This window comes from Vibrio sp. HENC-03, assembly GCF_000305755.2.
GTDB lineage: Bacteria > Pseudomonadota > Gammaproteobacteria > Enterobacterales > Vibrionaceae > Vibrio > Vibrio owensii.
Genome location: NZ_JH976128.1, coordinates 194,373 through 216,599, shown reverse-complemented (window position 1 = coordinate 216,599; position 22,227 = coordinate 194,373). Strand labels below are relative to the sequence as shown.

Below are 22,227 nucleotides of genomic sequence, written 5' to 3'. Positions count from 1 at the left end.
CTACTGCCATTTACGGTGGTAAGCACCAAGTGTGGTTTGCGTACCTTCAGATACGTTTGCCAACGCTGCATCCCAAGCCGCTTCAACTTGGTAAGCTTCTGGGTTTGCTTGGTAGCGATCAATCGCTGCACGCCACGTACGCGTTACTTGTTCTACGTAAGCAGGGCTACGTTGGCGACCTTCAATTTTTACGGAAGCCACATTTGCTGCAAATAGCTCAGGCAACATAGAAAGGGTGTTCAAACTGGTTGGTTCTTCCAGTGCATGGTAGCGTTTTTTCTCGCCTTCAATTTCAGCTTCGAAACGACCTTTACACAAAGTTGGGTAGCCAGCGTTTTCACCGGCGCTGTAGCGATCGATCAGAATATCGTTAAGACGCGATTCCAGACCGTTTTCTGTTTCTTGCCAGCGAACGTATTTCGCCGGAGAACAGGCACCAACGGTGTTTGGTGATTCGCCAGTCATGTAAGAGGACAGGTAGCAACGACCTTCTGACATGATGCACAGGCTACCAAAAGCAAAGACTTCCAGCTCGACATCGCTAGTGATGTTGCGAGAAAGCTGTTTTACCTGATGGATAGACAATACGCGAGGCAGTACGACACGTTTGACGTTGAAGTTTTGCTTGTAGAAATCTACCGCTGCAACGTTGGTCGCTGATGCTTGTACAGAAAGGTGCAGTTCGAGTTCTGGGTATTTGCGAGCAGCGTACTCAAGTACCGCAATATCAGCCACGATAAGCGCGTCCACACCCAAGGCTGCGGCATTGTCGACCGCATTTGTCCAACGCTCGAAACCATTTGGGTGGGCAAACGTGTTTAATGCAACGTGGATCTTTTTGTTGCGGTCATGAACGTATTGCACCGCTTTTTCAAGCTTCTTGCCGTTGAAGTTCAGACCAGCAAAGTGACGAGCGTTGGTATCGTCTTTAAAGCCGATGTATACGGCGTCTGCACCGCAATCAATCGCGGTTTTTAGCGCAGGCAGGTTACCCGCAGGACACAAGAGTTCCATATGCTCACAATCATAGAGAATAAAAAGGTGCCCGCATTTTATGAAGAATTATGAATAGCGAAATTGACCTAAGTTAGGTTTAGCTCAATAAAGTTGAGATTTACCCCTTGAGAGTAAGGGGTAACACTCAGATTTTGTTGCAGTTGAGATCAGTTCTTATGACGGCGGTTTTGCGCAAACAACTCTTCAACCTCGTGTTTAGGTTGAGGACGGTAAAAATGGAAGCCCTGAATCGAGTTACATTGCAGGTTCGAGAGCAGTGTCGCTTGTTGGTGGGTTTCCACACCTTCGGCGACCACGGTCAAATCCAATGATTTACCAAGGTTGATGATGTTCTCAATCACCGTCACCTGTTTTGGGAGCGTATCGATGTCGTTGATAAACGCGCGGTCGATTTTTAGTTCATCGATAGGGAACCGTGCTAAGTAGGAAAGGGAAGAGTAACCCGTACCGAAGTCATCGATAGATAATGCAAAACCAAGCTTCTTGATCGCATTAAGCATTTGCAGTGTGTGTTCGCTGTCGCTCATTACCGCACTTTCTGTTAGCTCGAAGGTAATGCAGCTTGGGTCAAGTTCGGTGGTGCGTAGTAGCTTCTCCATGTAGTCGATCAGTTGTGGGTTCCCGAACTGTTCTGGAGAGAGGTTGATCGCCACGCGTCCCGGTAGAATGCCTTGCAGTTTCCAGCGTTTTACTGTGTTAAACACATCACGCATGACCACGCGACCAAGGTGTTCAATCAAGCCTGCACGCTCAGCTACAGGTATAAATGCGCCCGGGCTGATGTAACCTTCGACCGGATGCTTCCAACGTACTAGCGCTTCGGCACCGTTAATGCTGAAGTCACGGGCGTTAACTTTTGGTTGGTACCATACTTCCAAGCCGTTTTGCTGCAATGCTTTTTGTAGCTCGATCTCCAACCACAAACGCATACGCGCTTCTTTGTTCATCTGATCGTTAAATTTGATCAGGCGGTTACGACCACGGTCTTTTGCTTCGTACATCGCGGTATCAGCATTTTGCAGCAGAATGCGCGCGTCTTGTCCGTCTTCTGGGTAACGCACACTACCAATAGAACATGCTAGGCGCTTGCTGAAATGATGCAGATCGAAAGGTTGGTTGATCAGAGAAATAATGCGCTCAGATAAAATCTCCGCCATACGAGTGTTTTCTGGCTCAGGCAGGATGATGCCAAATTCGTCGCCGCCTAAATGGCCAATAATTGCTTGATTTGGTAAAGAACGTTTTAGACGAGCGGAAACTTCTTGAATCACTTTGTCACCGATGTGATGGCCAAGTGAATCATTGATATTCTTAAAGTTATCGATGTCGAGGTAGAAAACCAGCAACGGCGTCTGGCTCTTGATGAGTTGCTCTAATCGTTTCGTAAAGCCAAAGCGGTTATACAGCTTGGTCAGCGAATCAATGTGCGCGTCTTCATTGGAATTGGAAGAAAGCAGCTTGGGCGCATCGTCGGCGTCTTGGATCAAAATGATTTGAGATTCACTACCGAGAATTGCTGTGGTATCGGCATGCAATTGAACTTTACGTTCGAAACCACAACGAGCGCTGGTCAGACACACAAAAGGTTTTTCAGAAAGTAACGTGCTGATGCGATGAGTGAAGACTTTTTTGCTGTTTTCATCGATAAACAGACGAGTCAGCTCTTCTCCAAGTAGCTCATGAGGCGAGTTTAACCCGAGTAAACGTGCGGAGGCTGGATTGGCAGAAATGATGATGTCATCTTCGACCAACAACAAACCGTCGGGCAACAGTTGAGTGAGCTTGGCGAACTTACTTTCGGACTCTTCTAACGAGCGAACCAGAATTTGTTTTTCAGACGTGTCGATGGCATGAAAGACCACAAAGCGAATTTCGTTTTCTTCATGAACGGGAGAAAGGCTGAAGTGAAGACTGGTTTCAAGATCGGTTTCGTCGAGCGTAATTTCCGCTTCAACATGATCACCTTTGAACGCGCGTTGGTAGTAGGGCGCGAGCTTCTTGTAGAACTGCTCTCCCAGTACTTGGCTGTCGTTCAGACCAACGATCTCGTCGTGTCCTAAGCCTGCAATGTCACAATAGCGATCACTCACCATTCGATAATTGTGTTTCTTATCAAGAATGGCAAAAAAGAATGGGCTATTTGAGGTAAGCGTTGCAAACCAATGTTGTAATTGCTGGGAAGGCATTAAGGTGTTACCGATCTCCAATGAGCCTGATTATTCGTCCGTGTAATAAAAACGCTATTTTGATAACTATAACTTTGAACATACCGTTATTAAAGCGTTTATCCACGACTTAGCGTCAATAATACACGTAAGGTCAAAAAAACGACGTTTGAGTGAGTAAACCGCCTACTTCTAAAACAAACAGATTTATTGATACATAACAGGTACTGGTATTACTCTATTGCGTAAGATAGACAACCTTATGACAAAGTAACGGATAATTAGCGTGTTAAACAAGATTCGCAGTCAACTAGTAAAGAACGCAGCATCAATTTTGCGATCTCCAGTCCAGTTATTGCCACAAACTGTTCAGAAAAAAGCCTTATTGGAAGGTTTGAAAATGGTGTTCAAAGAAGCCCTAGAAGATGGCGATTTTGAGTTCCTTGAAGACAAGTGGTTAAAAGTTGCGATTAAAGACTTGAACTTAGCATGGTACATCAGCTACCAAGATGAAAAATTAGTGGTAGCAGAGAAACCGGTTCAGGAAGATGTGAGTTTTAGTGGTAACCTTAACGACCTAGTACTTATTGCTGGTCGTAAAGAAGACCCTGATACACTGTTCTTCCAACGTCGCCTTTCTATCGAGGGCGATACTGAGCTTGGCTTAGAAGTGAAAAACCTGATGGACAGTGTCGACTTAGAGCAGTTACCAAAAGCGATGCAAGTAGCACTGAACCAACTGGCTGACTTTGTTCAGAAAGGGGTTCAAGCGCCTGCACAAGAAACCGGAGTAGCGAATGCTTATTCGAACTGAAGCCCCTGCGGACATTCTCACCATTGACCGCTTATTAAAACACGCTTTCCCAACAGATGCGGAAGCCAACCTAGTGATGCGTTTGCGTGAAAACGGCAAGCTCACTTTGTCTTTGGTAGCCTGTACTGATGAAGGTGAAGTGGTTGGTCATGCGCTGTTTAGCCCTGTGACGTTGAATGGTGAAGATTTATCTTGGCAAGGTCTTGCGCCTTTGGCTGTGCATGAAGATTACCGCCGTCAAGGCATTGCTGCTGAGCTAATCAAAGAAGGCTTTGATTCGCTACGTGACTTTGGTTACCCAGTATGTGTGGTATTAGGTGAGCCAGATTACTACGCGCGCCAAGGTTTTACCGCTGCTGAAGATATGGGCTTCGATTGCGCATGGGAAGTGCCACAAGGTGCGTTCCGCGTAGCAGAATTGGTCGAAGGTCAGTGTGACGGACGCTCTGGTCGCATCGATTATTCTCCAGAATTCTCTGAGCTATAATTGCCAATATTGAATGACAAAGCCCGCTGTAAAAAGCGGGCTTTGTTTTTGAGCTCTTAGTGAGTCGTACAGAGAAAAAGTGGTTTAATCCTGTTCTTGGACGCGTTTTTTGCCCCAAACTTCGATTTTTGCCTTTTTACTCATACCAGCCGCATTCAATGTCATGCTGCCCCAGCTTTTGTATTCCATCTCTAGACGTTTGAACTTCGCATCTTCAGAACCTGGTAGTGTCCAAGCGCGTGTCGACATACCATTCGTTAGTGTTCCAACCATGGTTTTGAGCTTTTTCTCGCTACCATCCGTCATGGTCACTTTCATGTTCTTAATGCTCATGGTGCCTTGAGTACATTTGATTTTGATTTTGCTGAACTTACGGTTTTTGAACAGACCGTTTGGTTCTACCGTGTCGGTCTCTGTTTGGAAGTTTACGGTTTTCTCGGCGATCAGCTCCCAGCCATCGTTGCTATCCTTAGCGAAAGCGGTAAAGCTGGTGGTGGCGATAAGTAACGTAATAGCGAGTGATTGGAAAAGCTTCATAACACCTCTGACTTTAAATGCGAAATTTTGATAGGATTGCCTCGTTCAAATAGGTGACAAAAGATGTCAATTAACGAGAAACAATATTTACATGAAATGGGGATCAGCACTTGGGAGCTGAGTCACCCAGAAAGGCTGGAAGGCTATCAATCGCCATTATTGGATTTGCAAAGTTCTTGTAAACTCCTATTGGTATCGCCAATGTGTCCAGAAAACGAGACAGCTTTGATGTTTGAGCGCGTATTAAAAAGCATTAAGCTCACGCTCGACGACGCACTGCACCTAGAGCCTGAGCGTTTATCCATGTTGGGTGAACATCAACTAGAGTGGGTGTGGTTCGCAGGTTGTGAGGCAGACGCCAGCATCAATGCCAAGCAACTGACTTCACCGCTATTACAAGATATTGATGGCAATAACGAACAACGCCGCGCATTGTGGCAACAAATCTGTTCGTACTCTTAACGGAGCGACCGCGTGACAATTGAAATTACGCCGATGCGTGCTGAGCACCTCGACCAAGTTTGGCAAATCGAACAACAAGCGCATTCTCACCCTTGGGCTGAATCTTTAGTTCGTGACTTATCCAGTCGCGGCGCTTGTCATCATGTTATGCTTGAAGACGCTCAAGTGGTGGGTTACTTCTACGGGCAGAATATTGTCGGGGAAGTGACGCTATTGAATATTGCCATATCGCCTTCTCAACAGGGCAAAGGGTTAGGGCAAAAATTACTGGATGCATTCATCGAGCATTGTGAGCAGGCCAAAGCCGAGAGTGCTTGGTTGGAAGTGCGTGAAAGCAACCACCCCGCTATCCATATTTATGAACAAGCGGGTTTCAATGAAGTGGATCGTCGTTACAACTATTACCCAGCGAAAAACGGTAATGGTAAGGAAGACGCCATTATTATGAGCTATCTGTTCTTTAACGAATAAAGTGTTTTGTAACCAACAGATTGCATCGCTCTCAGGACGCTAAGCCAAATCAACAAGCCTCGGAATTTCCGGGGCTTTTTACTTTCTCCCACCTGAAAACATGGCTTTCTCTCTTCCGAATTCATTCTTTTGACATATTTGTTGAGCTTATTTTTGTTCGCTTTATTACCATACAAGTTATAAGTTTATAAATTATATGAAACAAGATCTGAACAGGAGGAAGGATTTACGATGCCGTATCCGCAAAAATTCGACACTCCTGTCGCTCAACTGTTCGATGAGCAAAGCAGGGGAACCGTTCTTAAAGTTTTAATGTTGGTCACCTTGGCAACGTTTGTGCCACTTGGTATCAAGAATCTAATCATCGGGGAGACTTTCCTTGGTGTTGTTCTGCTTACCTTCCAACTCAGCTTCATTATTGAACTGGCGGCGCTCTTTATTCTGGGAGAAAGCAAGATAGGCTATCGCATTCCATTGTTTTTGCTCTGGTTGTCGGTGGTTCTGAGTGTGCACATCTTTGGCATCATCGCGACGTACTGGGTGTTCCCTGTGATTGTCGCGCTGGTATTTATCATTCCGACTAAAGATGCTTTGGTCACTAATGGTTGGATCATTGTTGGTTGTACGATTTCTGCTTGGCACCAGCTTGAATGGAACGTGACTTTGCGTTTTGTTCTTGCCGTGATTTGCTGTGCGATCGTCGCGCATGTCGCCGTACATAAAATCCTAGAGCTGCAAGATAAATTGACGTTCCTGTCTACACGAGACTCCATGACTGGAGCGCTGAATCGTGGGCAACTAGAAGCGTTTTTACATCGAGCATTGGATGACAAACGATTAGGCAAAGCGTCGACGATCGCCGTGATCGACATCGATCACTTTAAGCAGGTCAATGACTTGTACGGTCATGATGTTGGCGACGAGGTGATCAACCAAACCGTGACCATTCTTAATGATTATTCGCGAGAATACGATTTAGTGTTTCGCTTAGGTGGAGATGAATTTCTACTCCTGTTTGAAGGGCTTTCTGAACAAACGGCCCACTTTATGATGAGCAGCATCAGCGACAAGGTTCGTTCGAAGCACTTTGCGCGTCATGCACATGTCTCGCTAAGCGTAGGTGTGGCTGAGTGTTTATTGGAAGGCGATACGCCCGATCTGTGGTTGAAACGTGCGGATATTGCTTTGTACGATGCAAAGCAAAACGGGCGTGACCAAGTTGTGGTGGCTTCAAAGGCTACTGTTGAGCCAGAAGTGTTGGATTGGCAAAATGAAGTTCAGCAAGGTCACCTCCTTTAAACACGCTAGGAAAGTTGCCCCTAAAGCAATAATAAGCGAGAATACCGCGCAATATTGAATCGAATAAAGCTTGTTTGAATTTCGAACAAGACATCAGACATCAAAGAAGACCAGTTTCATGTCAAATACACCTTTTCTAGGCGAAGTTTCTAAGCGCAGAACGTTCGCTATTATTTCTCACCCGGATGCGGGTAAAACCACCATTACTGAAAAAGTACTGTTATTCGGAAACGCGATCCAAAAAGCAGGTACGGTTAAAGGTCGTGGTAACGCACAGCACGCAAAATCAGACTGGATGGAAATGGAAAAGGAACGTGGTATCTCGGTTACTACTTCTGTAATGCAGTTCCCTTACAACAATTGTCTGGTAAACCTACTTGATACTCCTGGACACGAAGACTTCTCGGAAGATACTTACCGTACTCTAACGGCAGTTGACTCTTGTCTGATGGTTATCGATGCGGCGAAAGGTGTTGAGGACCGTACTCGTAAGCTGATGGAAGTAACGCGTCTGCGTGACACGCCAATCGTAACCTTCATGAACAAACTTGACCGTGACGTTCGTGATCCAATGGAAGTGTTGGACGAAGTAGAAAATGAGTTGGGCATGATGTGTGCGCCAATCACATGGCCAATCGGTTGTGGTAAAGAGTTTAAAGGTGTTTACCACATCCACCGCGACGAAACTATTCTTTACGAATCAGGCCACGGTCATGAGATCCAAGAAGTTCGCATCATCAAAGGTCTAGACAACCCAGAGCTTGATGAGAAAGTGGGTGAAAGCCTAGCAGCAAGCGTTCGTGAAGAGCTTGAACTTGTGATGGGCGCTTGCCCTGAATTTGATCATGACGCTTTCCTTACTGGTGAACTAACGCCAGTTTACTTCGGTACTGCATTGGGTAACTTTGGTGTTGACCACATGCTAGACGGTCTGACTGAGTGGGCGCCAGCGCCGAAAACTCGTCAAGCGGTTGAGCGTGATGTTGAAGCGACAGAAGACAAGTTCTCTGGCTTCGTATTTAAGATCCAAGCAAACATGGATCCAAAACACCGTGACCGTATCGCATTCATGCGTATCGTATCGGGTACTTACACACAAGGCATGAAGATGAACCACGTTCGTCTTGGCAAGCAAGTAAGTATCTCAGATGCGGTTACCTTTATGGCGGGTGACCGTTCTCGTGCAGAACACGCTTACGCGGGTGACATCATTGGTCTACACAACCACGGTACTATCCAAATTGGTGATACGTTCACTCAAGGTGAAGCACTGAAGTTCTCGGGTATTCCAAACTTCGCTCCGGAACTGTTCCGTCGTATTCGTCTAAAAGATCCATTGAAACAGAAACAGCTACTGAAAGGTCTGGTTCAGCTTTCTGAAGAAGGTGCGGTACAGGTATTCCGTCCACTGCAAAACAACGATCTGATCGTTGGTGCGGTTGGTGTGCTTCAGTTTGACGTGGTTGTGGCTCGTTTGAAGTCAGAATACAACGTTGAAGCGATCTACGAAGGCGTTAACGTTGCAACTGCGCGTTGGGTTGAGTGTGGCGATGCGAAGAAACTGGATGAGTTCCAACGTAAGAACCAAACTAACCTAGCACTGGATGGTGGTGATAACCTAACGTACATCGCGCCAACTATGGTTAACCTAAACCTAGCGCAAGAGCGTTTCCCAGATATCGATTTCCGTGCGACTCGTGAGCACTAATCGAATCTAACTCGCTTTATATCGCGTACTAGATCATAAGCCGCCGTTAGCTATACACTTAGCTAACGGCGGTTTTTTATTTGGTGAAAATCGGTTTTTGTTTGTTAAACAGAAGAGGTTGCAATGAACTGGTTTAAGAAAGGACTCAAGCGTTACGACGATTGGTGTAAAGAGATGGGGCTGACGCCTGATCAAAAGCGCAGTTGTGTGCCGTATAAACAAGACCCAGTTCATGAAGACGAGCCTGCTGAAAAAGCAGAGCAAGAGAAACCGAACAATGAAGCTGTTTGATACCCACTGCCATTTCGACTTTGATGTGTTTCAAGAGGATTTTGCTCACCAACTTGACCTCGCTCGTGAGCAAGGGGTCGAGCGTATCTTGATTCCTTCTGTCGGACCGAGTAACTGGGTTCGTATTCAAGAGTTGGCTAATCAATACTCTTACCTTTATTACGCGTTGGGTTTTCACCCCTATTTTCTACAACAAGAGTTTGAGCAGTTTGCCCCAGAGCTGGAATCGTTACTTTCCTCGTCCCACCGACAATGCGTCGCGATAGGGGAGTGCGGTTTGGACTTCGCAATAGATGTGCCTGTCGAGCTTCAAGAGCAGGCGCTTGAGTTGCAATTCGAACTGGCAAGACGGTTCGATCTGCCCGTTATTTTACACAGCCGAAAAGCACATAATCGTCTCATCCAACTAGTCAAAGCAGCCAAGCTTCCTAAAGGTGGTGTATTGCACGCGTTCTCTGGCAGTTATCAGCAAGCAATGGAATGGATTCGATTAGGTTTTCTTATCGGAGTTGGGGGCACAATTACCTACCCACGAGCGAATAAAACTCGCGACGCGATTCAAAGATTATCACTTGAGAATATCGTTTTAGAAACAGACGCTCCGGATATGCCTATAATTGGCTATCAGGGCGAGCCTAATCACCCTTCAAAACTGATTCATGTATTGAATGAGCTGGCTCTGTTGCGCACAGAAAGTAAGCAATCGATTGCCTCTCAGCTATGGGAAAATAGCAATTCGGCCTTCTTTATATGTGAATAAAATCTAAAGATGGTGTTTAAAAGCGAAAACGTTTTCCTGCTTATTGTGAGATAACTCACAAACGGGAGTGAATCAATGATGAATCTTATAAGAAAGTGTGAGGGTGGCATTACTTTAATTGATTCTGCATGAGTATAATTGCCCCCGCTTTATAGCTCCATTTTGTAACACGCCAATAAATAACTTATAAGGAAGTCATAAACTATGAGCCTGTTTATGAGCCTAGTCGGTATGGTAGTGCTTCTTGCTATTGCATTTGCATTCTCATCTAACCGCAAAGCTATCAACTTTAGAACTGTGGGTGGCGCATTTGCTATCCAATTCATCCTTGGTGCATTTGTTCTTTACGTACCTTGGGGCCGTGATCTACTAAACGGTTTCTCTACTGGTGTTTCTAACGTTATCAACTACGGTAACGATGGTTCATCTTTCCTATTCGGTGGTCTTGTTTCTGACAAGATGTTCGAAGTATTCGGCGGCGGCGGCTTCATCTTCGCATTCCGCGTTCTTCCTACACTGATCTTCTTCTCTGCACTGATTTCAGTTCTTTACTACATTGGCGTAATGCAGTGGGTTATCAAGATTCTTGGTGGTGCACTACAAAAAGCGCTTGGCACTTCTCGTGCGGAATCAATGTCTGCAGCTGCTAACATTTTCGTAGGTCAAACTGAAGCACCTCTAGTTGTTCGTCCATTCGTACCAAAAATGACTCAATCTGAGCTATTCGCGGTAATGTGTGGTGGTCTAGCATCTGTAGCTGGTGGTGTACTAGCAGGTTACGCCTCAATGGGTGTTCCACTAGAGTACCTAGTAGCAGCGTCATTCATGGCAGCACCTGGTGGTCTACTATTCGCTAAGATTCTTCACCCAGAGACTGACCAGCCTCACGAAGACATCGAAGAAGCAATGGACGGTGGCGACGACAAACCAGCTAACGTAATCGACGCAGCAGCGGGCGGTGCGGCTTCTGGTCTACAACTTGCACTAAACGTTGGTGCAATGCTAATCGCGTTCGTAGGTCTTATTGCTCTTGTTAACGGTATGCTAGGTGGCATCGGTGGTTGGTTTGGTATGCCTGAACTAACACTAGAACTAATCCTAGGTTACGCGTTCTCTCCACTAGCATTCCTAATCGGTGTTCCATGGGACGAAGCAGTTGTTGCTGGTTCATTCATCGGTCAGAAACTAGTAATCAACGAATTCGTTGCATACTTGAACTTCACACCTTACCTAGGTGAAGGCGCTCAAGTTGTTGCGGCAACTGGTGAAGTAATGTCTGAGAAGACAACAGCTATCATCTCATTCGCACTATGTGGTTTCGCGAACCTTTCTTCTATCGCGATTCTACTTGGTGGTCTAGGTAGCCTTGCACCAAACCGTCGTTCAGATATCGCTCGCATGGGTATTAAAGCAGTTCTTGCTGGTACGTTGTCTAACCTAATGGCAGCGACTATTGCAGGCTTCTGCCTTAGCCTTGCAGCACTTTAATTAGAATCGGTTCTTAATATATAGACGCCGTTTTAAATCATGCCCTGTAGCAAGAGATTGCTGCGGGGCATTTTTCGTTTTTCGGGCCTAAAAAATTAACCGCACGTAGGTCTACGTGAGTAGCTTACGCAGTCGGTGGAATAGGGGCTGGGAAATTTTGAGATACAAACCGTTTGCGCTCTATTTGGTGCTACAGTTTTGCGGTGAAACTCTATAATGTAGTAATCACGAATTCGTGGTTATGATGACCACTTAATCACAGAGTGAATACTACATACTCGATGGGCAAATGAATTGCCCTGCAATATCAAATCTCACAAGCGTTTTATTGTTTGATGTGATATTAAAGACACCGCAATCATAGATTGTTGTGCCATAGGCCAAACTGGTACTGTGCGGTGACAAGGATAGCAATTGGTATATGATTTTTCGCAGTATATGCCGAGTCTTCAGGGAACCAAGTCCGTTCATTAATAGACTGCTTAGCTAAAATCTCACGCTGTCTCTACTTGTTGATTATAGTTAGAGAAGCGATGTGAAGCTGAGTAGTGAATTTTTTGAATATTGATCGGAGATAGAAATGAGCGATTTAAAAGCAGCAGCGCTACGTGCACTGAAACTTATGGACCTTACTACGCTAAATGATGATGACACTGATGCAAAAGTGATCTCACTATGTCATGACGCGAAATCAGCAGTAGGCAACACAGCTGCAATCTGTATTTACCCTCGCTTTATTCCTATTGCTAAGAAGACACTTCGTGAGCAAGGTACGCCAGAAGTTCGTATCGCAACGGTAACGAACTTCCCACACGGTAACGACGATATCGAAATCGCAGTTGCTGAAACAAAAGCGGCGGTTGCTTACGGTGCAGACGAAGTAGACGTAGTTTTCCCATACCGCGCTCTAATGGCGGGTGATGAGAAAGTTGGCTTCGAACTAGTTAAGCAATGTAAAGAAGCTTGTGGTGACATTCTTCTTAAAGTGATCATCGAAACAGGTGAACTTAAAGAAGAAGCACTAATCAAGAAAGCATCTCAAATCTGTATCGAAGCAGGTGCTGACTTCATTAAAACTTCAACTGGTAAAGTGCCAGTAAACGCAACACCAGAATACGCTCGCATGATGCTTGAAGTTATTCGTGACATGGGTGTTGCAGAAACTGTTGGTTTCAAACCAGCAGGTGGTGTGCGTACTGCTGAAGATGCAGCGGCATACCTAGCAATGGCTGACGAAATCCTAGGTGACAACTGGGTTGATGCTCGTCACTACCGTTTTGGTGCGTCTAGCCTGCTAACAAACCTACTAAATACATTAGAAGTATCGGACGAAGTCGCTGATCCAACAGCGTACTAATTCCAACAATACGTCTGAACGGTAGCACCAGCTTTGGTGCTACCAAACCTCTTCTATCCTACTTATACCATGGCTCAAAGTGAGCTTGGGAGGCACTAATGTATTTACCACAAGAAATTATCCGTAAAAAACGTGACGGCGAAGTTCTAACAGCCGACGAAATCAACTTCTTTATTCAAGGCGTAGCAAACAACAGTGTGTCTGAAGGTCAGATCGCTGCATTCGCTATGACAATCTTCTTCAATGAAATGACGATGCCAGAACGTATCGCACTAACCTGTGCAATGCGTGATTCAGGTATGGTTATCGATTGGAGCCACATGAACTTTGGTGGTCCAATTGTCGATAAACACTCTACTGGTGGTGTGGGTGACGTGACTTCTCTAATGCTTGGCCCAATGGTGGCAGCATGTGGTGGTTTCGTACCTATGATCTCTGGTCGTGGTCTTGGCCACACGGGCGGTACGCTGGATAAGCTTGAGTCTATTCCGGGCTACAACATCACGCCGACAAACGACGTATTTGGTCAAGTAACCAAAGACGCAGGTGTGGCGATCATCGGTCAAACTGGTGACCTAGCGCCAGCGGATAAGCGCGTTTACGCGACTCGCGATATCACAGCGACAGTAGATAACATTTCACTGATCACGGCGTCGATTTTATCGAAGAAGCTTGCTGCAGGTCTTGAATCTCTAGTAATGGACGTAAAAGTAGGTTCTGGTGCATTCATGCCAACTTACGAAGCGTCTGAAGAGCTAGCAAAATCAATCGTTGCGGTAGCAAACGGTGCTGGCACTAAGACAACCGCTATCCTAACGGATATGAACCAAGTATTGGCATCTTCTGCGGGTAACGCTGTGGAAGTACGCGAAGCGGTTCGTTTCCTAACAGGTGAATACCGTAACCCTCGTCTACTTGAAGTAACCATGGCTTCATGTGCTGAAATGTTAGTACTTGGCAAACTGGCTGAGAACACAGAAGACGCGCGTGCGAAACTAATGGAAGCGCTAGATAACGGCAAAGCGGCTGAGTGCTTCGGTAAGATGGTCGCTGGTCTAGGTGGTCCTGCGGACTTCGTAGAAAACTACGATAATTACCTAGAGAAAGCGGAAATCATCAAACCAGTATACGCAACAGAAACGGGCGTTGTATCTGCGATGGATACTCGCGCTATCGGTATGGCTGTGGTTTCAATGGGCGGCGGTCGTCGCGTTGCGACAGATGAAATCGACTACGCGGTTGGTTTCGATAACTTCATCCGTCTTGGTGAAGTAGCAGATAGCGACAAACCTCTTGCGGTTATCCACGCTCGCACTGAAGAGCAGTGGGAAGAAGCAGCAAAAGCACTTCGCAGTGCAATCACTGTAGGTGGTGAGTACACACCAACTCCAGAGGTTTACCGTCAAATCCGTGCAGAAGATCTTTAATCGAATAAGTAATTACACAAGGCCTACTCAACCATAATAAGAAGCCGAGTGGGCCTAAGGAACGAGCAATGAAAAGAGCATTTATTTTAGTACTAGACTCATTCGGCATCGGCGCAGCTGCAGATGCAGAGCAATTTGGTGATGTAGGTTCAGACACTCTAGGTCATATCGCTGACCAGTGTGAGCAAGGCTTAGCGGATAACGATCAGCGTAAAGGCGCACTTCGTCTTCCAAACCTATCTAAGCTTGGTCTGGCAATGGCACATAAAGAGTCAACAGGTCGCTTCGCACCTGGCCTAGACGCAGACGCTGAAATCATCGGTGCATACGGTCACGCTGCAGAGCTTTCTTCAGGTAAAGACACACCGTCTGGTCACTGGGAAATCGCAGGTGTGCCTGTTCTGTTTGATTGGGGTTACTTCACTGACAAAGCAAACAGCTTCCCGAAAGAACTGACTGACCGCATTCTTGAGCGTGCTGGTCTTGATGGTTTCCTAGGTAACTGCCACGCATCTGGTACTCAAGTTCTTGACGATCTTGGTGAAGAGCACATGAAGACTGGCAAACCAATCTTCTACACGTCTGCTGACTCTGTATTCCAAATCGCATGTCACGAAGAGACTTTCGGTCTAGATCGTCTACTAGAGCTTTGCCAAATCGCACGTGAAGAGCTAGAAGATTACAACATTGGTCGTGTTATCGCGCGTCCATTTGTTGGTGCTGGTAAAGGGCAATTTGAGCGTACCGGTAACCGTCGTGACCTTTCTGTTGAGCCACCATCAGCAACGGTTCTACAGAAACTTGTTGAAGAGAAGCAAGGCAACGTGGTTTCTATCGGTAAGATTGCTGATATCTACGCAAACTGCGGTATCACTAAGAAAGTGAAAGCGACAGGTATCCCTGCATTGTTCGAAGCAACGCTAGAGCAAATCAAAGAAGCGGGCGACAACACCATCGTATTCACTAACTTTGTAGATTTCGACTCAGCTTACGGTCACCGCCGTGATGTAGCGGGTTACGCTGCTGCGCTTGAGTACTTCGATGGTCGCATCAATGAAGTGCTGGATATTATGGAAGAAGACGATGTGCTTATTCTAACGGCAGACCACGGCTGTGACCCAACATGGCCAGGTACTGACCACACTCGTGAGCACATCCCAGTGATTGTTTACGGTAAGAAAGTACCAGCAGGTTCACTAGGCCGTCGCGATAGCTTTGCAGACATCGGCCAAACATTGGCGACTTACTTCGGTACTTCTCCAATGGATTACGGTAAGAACTTCCTATAATTAGATAGGTTTTTGAAAACTAGGAGCTTGATTGCTCCTAGTTTTATGTTCGCAGCATGAAAATGTTGCTTGTCGGAAATGAGAATATTCTAGCTTAAGCCGCCGATAGCAGTGCGGATCGCTAGAGACAGGTTAAGGAAAAGAAACATGGCAACTCCACATATCAATGCAGAAATGGGTGCTTTCGCAGACGTCGTTCTAATGCCGGGTGACCCACTACGTGCAAAATACATCGCAGAGACTTTCCTTGAAGATGTAGTTCAAGTGTGTGACGTTCGTAATATGTTTGGTTACACAGGCACTTACAAAGGTCGCAAGATCTCGGTAATGGGCCACGGTATGGGTATCCCATCTTGTTCAATCTACGTGACTGAACTGATCAAAGACTTTGGTGTGAAGAAAGTGATCCGTGTAGGTAGCTGTGGCGCTGTGAACGAAGACATCAAAGTACGTGATGTTGTTATCGGTATGGGCGCATGTACAGACTCTAAAGTGAACCGCATTCGCTTCAAAGGTCATGACTTTGCCGCTATCGCTGACTACAAAATGGTTCGCGCAGCAGAAGAAGCAGCAAAAGCTCGCGGCGTAGACGTGAAAGTAGGTAACCTATTCTCTGCTGAGTTGTTTTACACGCCAGATCCAGAAATGTTCGACGTAATGGACAAGTACGGTATTGTGGGTGTTGAAATGGAAGCGGCTGGTATCTACGGCGTTGCAGCAGAGTACGGCGCGAAAGCTCTGACTATCTGTACTGTTTCTGACCACATCAAAACCGGCGAGCAAACGACATCTGAAGAGCGTCAAACTACGTTCAACGACATGATGCTAATCGCACTAGATTCAGTATTGCTAGGTGACGAAGAATAAGGACGAACAGTCTTCTATTCTTTTGCTTATTAGCATAAAAAAACAGCCCGCATGTCGCGGGCTGTTTTGTTTTCGGAATTTGCTTTTCGAGTTACTTGGTTAGCAACAAGTTTTCGCCTTTCTTACGACGGATCGGTTGTCTGCGTAAAATCATGATGAACAACATGCCACACGCGAAGCTCATTAGTACCATCATGTACATGTAGCGATCACTCTTGCGGTAGTGGTGATCAGAAATAGCGGTGACTCGACCAGTTTCGAAGGTCACTCGCACAAAGCCAATCACTGCGCCATCCGACAACACTGGCTCCACGAGCTGTTGGCGGCCAATCGAGGCGGTCGCGAGTGGGGTATCTAATCCCAACACCTCACGTACTGACAATGCTTCTTCACTCGATGCCAAACGCACACCTTGCGCATCATAAATGGTTGCATCAAATACCAAGCGGTCTTGGGCAAGCTGGTTAGTGAGCTTGAGTAGACGTTCTTGGTCTTTATTGATGATCATCTCGCCGGCTGATAATGACGCCTGCGAAATCAAAACTTTGGTCAGGGTTTCAAGCTGCTGTGCTTGTATCTTCTCATTACCCTTACTGATCACGACACTGTTTTTGATGGTGACAAAAAGCATCACACATAACAGGATCAGAGCCAGAATTCGTAGGGCATTCCTTACTGAGAACAAGGATTCACTCATGCTCTTTACTCGTCCATTCAAATCAAAACAAAGACTTGCCTTTTTAGCTTGTTAAGGTAACGTTTTAGCAAAGTCACAAGGGATTATATACATGGACGCGTCAAAAAGCTTGCCTATCAGAAGGCATACGACTCTTTTAAAACGACTACCCGAAACTCGCTTCGCGACACAGCTTGATAAAGCCAAGGCGAATTGGATTGTGTTTGGTGAACATCTTGAACCCCGCAACTTTGAAGACATCGACTTCTTTACTGGCTTCTACAACCCGATTTTAGACACTTGGAAAGTTGGTCAATATGAAGTGGCTCTCATGGCGGGCAACCTGACACCAGAGCATGAAACCATTCTGAAAGGCTTAAATCTGGATTACGCCGCTCTGCAAGAAGTGCCAGATCTTTCTGCTCCGGGTTTGGTCGTGTTCGATATGGACTCAACTGCGATTCAAATCGAGTGTATTGACGAAATCGCTAAACTGGCCGGTGTCGGCGAAGAAGTTGCAGAAGTCACTGAGCGCGCCATGCAAGGTGAGTTGGATTTCGAACAAAGCTTACGTCAACGTGTGGGTAAACTGAAAGGCGCCGATGAAGCCATTCTTGAACAGGTACGTGGCCAACTCCCATTTATGCCAGATTTCGAAGCGCTGATTGCAACGTTTAAAGCGCTTGGCTGGAAGACCGCCATTGCCTCGGGTGGTTTTACTTACTTCTCAGACTTCATTAAAGACAAAGTAGGATTAGACTTTGCGCAGTCCAACCAACTGGAAATCGTGGATGGTAAATTGACCGGTGAAGTACTGGGTGAGGTTGTTTCTGCTCAGACAAAAGCGGATATCTTGGTTGAACTTGCGGAAGAGTACGAAATCGAACAACACAATACCGTTGCCGTGGGAGATGGTGCGAACGATTTGGTGATGATGGCTGCGGCTGGCCTTGGTGTGGCTTATCACGCTAAACCTAAGGTTGAAGAACAAGCGCAAACCGCTGTTCGATTTGCAGGTCTTGGTGGTGTGCTGTGTATTCTTTCTGGCGCTTTGGTTAAGCAGCAGAAAATCAGCTGGAAAGCGAAACCTTAGCTGGAGCTTCTTCCAAATTAACATAGAAAAACACCGCCATCTCGGCGGTGTTTTGTTATTCCGTTAGCTCTAAGCGAACAATCACTTCTTCAGTAATGTCTTCAAATTCGCTGTAACCAACTAGGGCGGTCAGCTCTTTTTCTAACTTACTCGCCTGATGAACACCAAATTGGGTTAAGTCGCTCAAGTCTTGGCGTAGTAATGATGTCATTGGATCGAAGATCGGCGCCGTTGAAATTCGTGTCGCGTAAAACTCACCCATCATGCGCGCTTTCTTAATGAACTGAATACGCTCTTTGACGCTGGTGAAGTCTTGCTGCATTTTCGATTCAATAGCGGTGATCTTATTGCCTACTTTACTTACGCTAATATAAATGTCTTGGTGTCGAGCTTGTGCTCCATCAATACGCTTTATTGGGTCGGCAATTAATGTGTTTGAGCGTCCTTTAAAAAGGGGCTCTAACGAATATTGCTGATTGTGACCAAGGCGAGCATACAACTCGATATGTTTTGCTAACGGTAAGTTCACCCCAATTACAGGGGTCTTCACTGAAGATGCGGCACTTTTACTGATGAAGATTGGCGTGCTCAGCGTTCGTGATAACAACACACTGTGCAGTCTTTCTAGTAGCGCATTGCTTGGCAGCATCTCTTTCTGCGGGATCAGCTTGTCTTGGTTGTGCTCAATAATACTGTTGAAGAAAGCGATCACTTTCATGGTCTTGCTTTGTTCATCAATCACCAGTTGGACACTTCGACCATCAGGGCTAACGCGAATGACACGGTAAGGCACCTCTGAAAGTGGCAACTTCTTATCGTAAAGCTGTAACTCTCTAAAGTTTATCCGAACCTCTTGTCCTGAACGCAGCGCGGTCGGTTCATCCAATCTGAGGCCTAAACCTCGCTTAGAAATATCCGCGGTAAAGCCAGCAGCTTTAGTGTTACCAGTATCAAGAACCAAAGGGGTTTTAAAACGGTAGCGTGGTTCTTTACGGCGAGATTGAGCATCGAAGTAAATTCCTTTTGGATTACCAAGGATTTTTCTTGGTTGCCTAAACTCATTCAAGGTGTTTGCAGGTACACGAGGCTTTTCGGTCAGCAAGTAATCTTGGCCTGACTTCTCATCGGCAATTTCTTGCAAGATACCCACGTGAGTCAGCTTTTGTGAGCTTTCGGCCAACTCAGAAGAAAACGCTGCAAGGTCTTCTTTCTCCTGTTGTGACAGCTCGAAAATCGAGATACGGAAAGCACGCCAACTTGCTCGTTTTGCTCCTAGGTGCCAGAACAATTGACGTTGTTCTCTGGTTGCCTCTGGGCGCAGCATTGAATAGAAGTAGGTTTTGCTCTCATGTTCATGAGTGAAGGAATACAACACGTTCGTTGCACCTTTCACGCCGGGTGCAATCAGGGAAGCCATTCTCTTTGGATTGAATAGCGAACCAAACACTTGTTGGTTACGTTCATCATGCCAGTATTGCCAAAGCTTTTGGTTGTTTGGCGTTAGCATTGCCAGCTTGAGTTCACTGCCTTCGAAAAACAGCGGTAGGTTACTGGTGTGCTTGAGTGCAATGTGCTCATAACCACGCGTGCGGGCACGGATGATTTTATCTTGATTGTCATGGCGAGCGCGTTTTGCCGCGCTGTTGAGTGCTTCGTCAATCACACGAGCAACGACATTCGTTTCCGTTAAACGAATGGTTCTTAAGTAACGAACGGCATCATTTTCGTAGCAATCGTCCACGGCTAAGACGCGATAAGTGATTGGCTTTTCTACGCCCGCAACCTGAGATTTGCTAGCAAACTCAGTAAAAGTGACTTGGATGACTTCGCCCAAACTGTATTTGAAAGCGCTTGGAACCTTGAATTTTGCGCCTGAACTGGAAAGATCGATACTCAAACCGTGAATCACTTGCCCTTTAGGGCGGATGATTTCGACTTGAGATTGTACCTTTAAGCGTTTTTCTTGGCGTTTTAGGTCATAACCAAGGTGGACAGGTTCTGCCAGAAATGGGCTTTTCGGATCGGTCAGTGATTGTTCTTCACTTTTACCATTGTTTTTACTCATCACGCGGAAGTTATTGCGCGTGTTGACCAAGGCTTCCCACATACCTTCGGTATAAGCGCCAAACTTCTTCAGGTTCTTGTGGTAAGCATTAAAAGCAACGTCATCCAACCAATGCGGGATGCCATCTAATAGGTATTCACGACATTCACCTTTCACTCGACCTCGTAAATCAATGCTCTTTTTACAAGGTGCCATGACACGGTTGAGTTCCATCTTAACTAGGATTTTGGCTGACGGCGGCTCACCCTCGGTCAATTGACCAAGGACAAAGTCAAAGTCATCAGTGCCATAAACAGGGATGAGTCGTTCTGCGAGCGAGAGAATTTCAGATTGCTGCATTATTTCTGTTAAAGTATGTCGTTATTCGAATTATATCGGCTAAGCAAAGCAAAACTTAAGTATATCAATACTTCATGTCCGATAAGGTCAGACATGGCTGTGTTTGGTCACATTTGTTGAAAAAATCGAGGCATCATGGCGAAAGCAAAACGAGCGTATGTTTGTAATGATTGTGGCGCGGATTTCCCACGTTGGCAGGGGCAGTGTAATGCGTGTGGTGCATGGAATACGATTACCGAAGTTCGCATAGCGGCATCGCCAACTGTCGCGCGCAACGAGCGCTTATCTGGTTATGCAGGATCTGCAACGGAATCAAAAGTTCAAACTCTGTCTGAGATTGATCTGCAAGAAGTTCCGCGATTCACCAGTGGCTTTAAAGAGCTCGACCGCGTGCTGGGTGGGGGCGTGGTGCCTGGTGCTGCCATTCTGATCGGTGGTAACCCAGGTGCAGGTAAGTCGACCTTGCTATTGCAAACCATGTGTTTACTCTCAGCGCAAATGCCAACGCTTTATGTAACGGGTGAAGAATCCCTTCAGCAGGTCGCGATGCGTGCTTCTCGTCTTGGTTTACCAAAAGAGCATCTAAAGATGTTGTCGGAGACCAATGTCGATAAAATCTGCCAAATCGCAGAGAAAGAGCAGCCTCGAATTATGGTTATCGACTCGATTCAGGTAATGCACGTCTCGGATGTTCAGTCTTCTCCGGGCAGTGTGGCGCAGGTGCGTGAATCAGCGACCGCTTTGACTCGCTACGCAAAGCAAAACAATGTTGCCGTCTTTATTGTTGGTCACGTAACAAAAGATGGTACCCTTGCAGGTCCGAAAGTGCTTGAGCATATTATTGACTGTTCTGTGCTGCTCGATGGTGGCACCGATAGTCGCTTCCGTACACTTCGCAGTCACAAAAACCGTTTCGGTGCAGTGAATGAGTTAGGTGTATTTGCCATGACGGGGCAGGGGCTGAAAGAGGTCAATAACCCATCGGCTATCTTCCTTTCCCGCGGTGAAGAAGAAACTTCGGGTTCTTCTGTTATGGTGGTATGGGAAGGCACGCGCCCTCTATTAGTAGAGATTCAAGCGCTGGTGGATTATTCGCAACTGGCCAACCCTCGTCGTGTTGCCGTTGGCTTGGAACAAAACCGCCTCTCTTTATTACTCGCTGTCCTGCATAAGCACGGTGGCCTTCAAATGGCTGACCAAGATGTATTTGTGAATGTCGTCGGTGGCGTAAAAGTGACAGAAACCAGTGCTGACCTTGCGTTAGTTATGGCGCTTTTGTCGAGCTTCCGCGATCGCCCATTACCGAAAGATGTGGTCGTATTTGGTGAGGTTGGCTTGGCGGGTGAGATTCGCCCAGTACCAAGTGGACAAGAACGCTTAAATGAAGCATTCAAGCATGGCTTTAAGAAAGCAATCGTCCCTGCGGCAAATATGCCTAAAGGTGGCATTCCTGGTATGCAAATCCACGGCGTGAAAAAATTATCAGAAGCGATTGAAGCATTTGATGAGTTGTAAACGCCACTTTGTGCCCCAATTTAAGGGGTAACAATAATGTTGAATCTGTCCTCATTATTATCGAATAGAGCACACAAATTGCTAAGTTTGACTATTATTT

At 46.1% G+C, this 22,227-nt stretch carries 20 protein-coding genes; 15 read left to right on the top strand and 5 right to left on the bottom strand.

The window, feature by feature from the left end; all coding sequences use genetic code 11:
- Both ubiU and VCHENC03_RS04065 read right to left on the bottom strand, forming a co-directional pair.
- Positions 1-1,014: a ubiquinone anaerobic biosynthesis protein UbiU gene (gene ubiU, locus VCHENC03_RS04060; protein WP_005431919.1), complete on the bottom strand. Its 1,014-nt coding sequence runs from the start codon at positions 1,012-1,014 to the stop codon at positions 1-3.
- A gap of 149 nt (positions 1,015-1,163) precedes the next feature.
- Positions 1,164-3,203, bottom strand: a complete 2,040-nt coding sequence (locus VCHENC03_RS04065) for a sensor domain-containing protein (RefSeq protein ID WP_005439475.1) — start codon at positions 3,201-3,203, stop codon at positions 1,164-1,166.
- Positions 3,204-3,468: 265 nt separating this feature from the next.
- On the opposite strand from VCHENC03_RS04065, the gene ubiT reads away from it, so the two are divergent.
- Both ubiT and VCHENC03_RS04075 read left to right on the top strand, forming a co-directional pair.
- The gene (gene ubiT, locus VCHENC03_RS04070; protein WP_005431915.1) at positions 3,469-3,996 is read left to right on the top strand and encodes a ubiquinone anaerobic biosynthesis accessory factor UbiT; all 528 of its coding nucleotides are present in this window, start codon (positions 3,469-3,471) and stop codon (positions 3,994-3,996) included.
- Complete coding sequence (locus VCHENC03_RS04075) at positions 3,980-4,483, top strand: GNAT family N-acetyltransferase (RefSeq protein WP_009707522.1); 504 nt, start codon at positions 3,980-3,982, stop codon at positions 4,481-4,483. The genes ubiT and VCHENC03_RS04075 overlap by 17 nt, the downstream gene beginning before the upstream one ends.
- Before the next feature lie 84 nt (positions 4,484-4,567).
- Here the strand turns inward: VCHENC03_RS04075 and VCHENC03_RS04080 are convergent, their stop codons facing one another.
- Entirely contained in the window at positions 4,568-5,020 is a 453-nt protein-coding gene (locus VCHENC03_RS04080; RefSeq protein WP_009707521.1) for a hypothetical protein, read from the bottom strand.
- Between the two features lie 63 nt (positions 5,021-5,083).
- Between VCHENC03_RS04080 and VCHENC03_RS04085 the strand changes: the two genes are divergently transcribed.
- The 11 genes from VCHENC03_RS04085 (at position 5,084) to deoD (ending at position 16,439) form a co-directional block, all read left to right on the top strand.
- Positions 5,084-5,482, top strand: coding sequence for a DNA polymerase III subunit psi (locus VCHENC03_RS04085; protein ID WP_005431900.1), 399 nt, complete (start codon positions 5,084-5,086; stop codon positions 5,480-5,482).
- 12 nt (positions 5,483-5,494) lie between these two features.
- A complete protein-coding gene (rimI, locus tag VCHENC03_RS04090; RefSeq protein WP_009707520.1) occupies positions 5,495-5,953 on the top strand; it encodes a ribosomal protein S18-alanine N-acetyltransferase in 459 nt (152 codons plus the stop codon).
- Between the two features lie 231 nt (positions 5,954-6,184).
- Positions 6,185-7,252 (top strand): GGDEF domain-containing protein, encoded by a 1,068-nt coding sequence (locus VCHENC03_RS04095; RefSeq protein ID WP_009707519.1) that lies wholly within the window; start codon positions 6,185-6,187, stop codon positions 7,250-7,252.
- Positions 7,253-7,370: 118 nt separating this feature from the next.
- Positions 7,371-8,960: a peptide chain release factor 3 gene (gene prfC, locus VCHENC03_RS04100; protein ID WP_005439503.1), complete on the top strand. Its 1,590-nt coding sequence runs from the start codon at positions 7,371-7,373 to the stop codon at positions 8,958-8,960.
- A gap of 123 nt (positions 8,961-9,083) precedes the next feature.
- Complete coding sequence (locus VCHENC03_RS27855) at positions 9,084-9,251, top strand: DUF5363 family protein (RefSeq protein WP_009707518.1); 168 nt, start codon at positions 9,084-9,086, stop codon at positions 9,249-9,251.
- Positions 9,238-10,011 carry a TatD family hydrolase gene (locus VCHENC03_RS04105; protein WP_009707517.1) on the top strand — a complete coding sequence of 258 codons (774 nt, stop codon included), beginning with the start codon at positions 9,238-9,240 and terminating at the stop codon, positions 10,009-10,011. The genes VCHENC03_RS27855 and VCHENC03_RS04105 overlap by 14 nt, the downstream gene beginning before the upstream one ends.
- A gap of 204 nt (positions 10,012-10,215) precedes the next feature.
- Entirely contained in the window at positions 10,216-11,499 is a 1,284-nt protein-coding gene (locus VCHENC03_RS04110; RefSeq protein ID WP_005439507.1) for a NupC/NupG family nucleoside CNT transporter, read from the top strand.
- A gap of 580 nt (positions 11,500-12,079) precedes the next feature.
- Positions 12,080-12,856 (top strand): deoxyribose-phosphate aldolase, encoded by a 777-nt coding sequence (gene deoC, locus VCHENC03_RS04115; protein ID WP_005449122.1) that lies wholly within the window; start codon positions 12,080-12,082, stop codon positions 12,854-12,856.
- 98 nt (positions 12,857-12,954) lie between these two features.
- Complete coding sequence (gene deoA, locus VCHENC03_RS04120; protein ID WP_005449121.1) at positions 12,955-14,283, top strand: thymidine phosphorylase; 1,329 nt, start codon at positions 12,955-12,957, stop codon at positions 14,281-14,283.
- 68 nt (positions 14,284-14,351) lie between these two features.
- On the top strand, positions 14,352-15,572 hold the full coding sequence (locus VCHENC03_RS04125; protein ID WP_009707516.1) for a phosphopentomutase: 1,221 nt from the start codon (positions 14,352-14,354) through the stop codon (positions 15,570-15,572).
- Positions 15,573-15,719: 147 nt separating this feature from the next.
- Positions 15,720-16,439, top strand: coding sequence for a purine-nucleoside phosphorylase (gene deoD, locus VCHENC03_RS04130; RefSeq protein WP_005439515.1), 720 nt, complete (start codon positions 15,720-15,722; stop codon positions 16,437-16,439).
- Between the two features lie 91 nt (positions 16,440-16,530).
- On the opposite strand, the gene VCHENC03_RS04135 is transcribed toward deoD, so the two are convergent.
- The gene (locus VCHENC03_RS04135) at positions 16,531-17,136 is read right to left on the bottom strand and encodes a YtjB family periplasmic protein (RefSeq protein ID WP_027726522.1); all 606 of its coding nucleotides are present in this window, start codon (positions 17,134-17,136) and stop codon (positions 16,531-16,533) included.
- A 91-nt stretch (positions 17,137-17,227) separates the two neighbouring features.
- On the opposite strand from VCHENC03_RS04135, the gene serB reads away from it, so the two are divergent.
- On the top strand, positions 17,228-18,208 hold the full coding sequence (serB, locus tag VCHENC03_RS04140) for a phosphoserine phosphatase (protein ID WP_009707514.1): 981 nt from the start codon (positions 17,228-17,230) through the stop codon (positions 18,206-18,208).
- A gap of 55 nt (positions 18,209-18,263) precedes the next feature.
- Here serB and VCHENC03_RS04145 read toward each other — a convergent pair whose 3' ends face one another.
- A complete protein-coding gene (locus tag VCHENC03_RS04145; RefSeq protein WP_009707513.1) occupies positions 18,264-20,612 on the bottom strand; it encodes a PilZ domain-containing protein in 2,349 nt (782 codons plus the stop codon).
- A gap of 135 nt (positions 20,613-20,747) precedes the next feature.
- Between VCHENC03_RS04145 and radA the strand changes: the two genes are divergently transcribed.
- A complete protein-coding gene (radA, locus tag VCHENC03_RS04150; protein WP_005439523.1) occupies positions 20,748-22,127 on the top strand; it encodes a DNA repair protein RadA in 1,380 nt (459 codons plus the stop codon).
- The last annotated feature ends 100 nt before the right edge of the window (positions 22,128-22,227 follow it).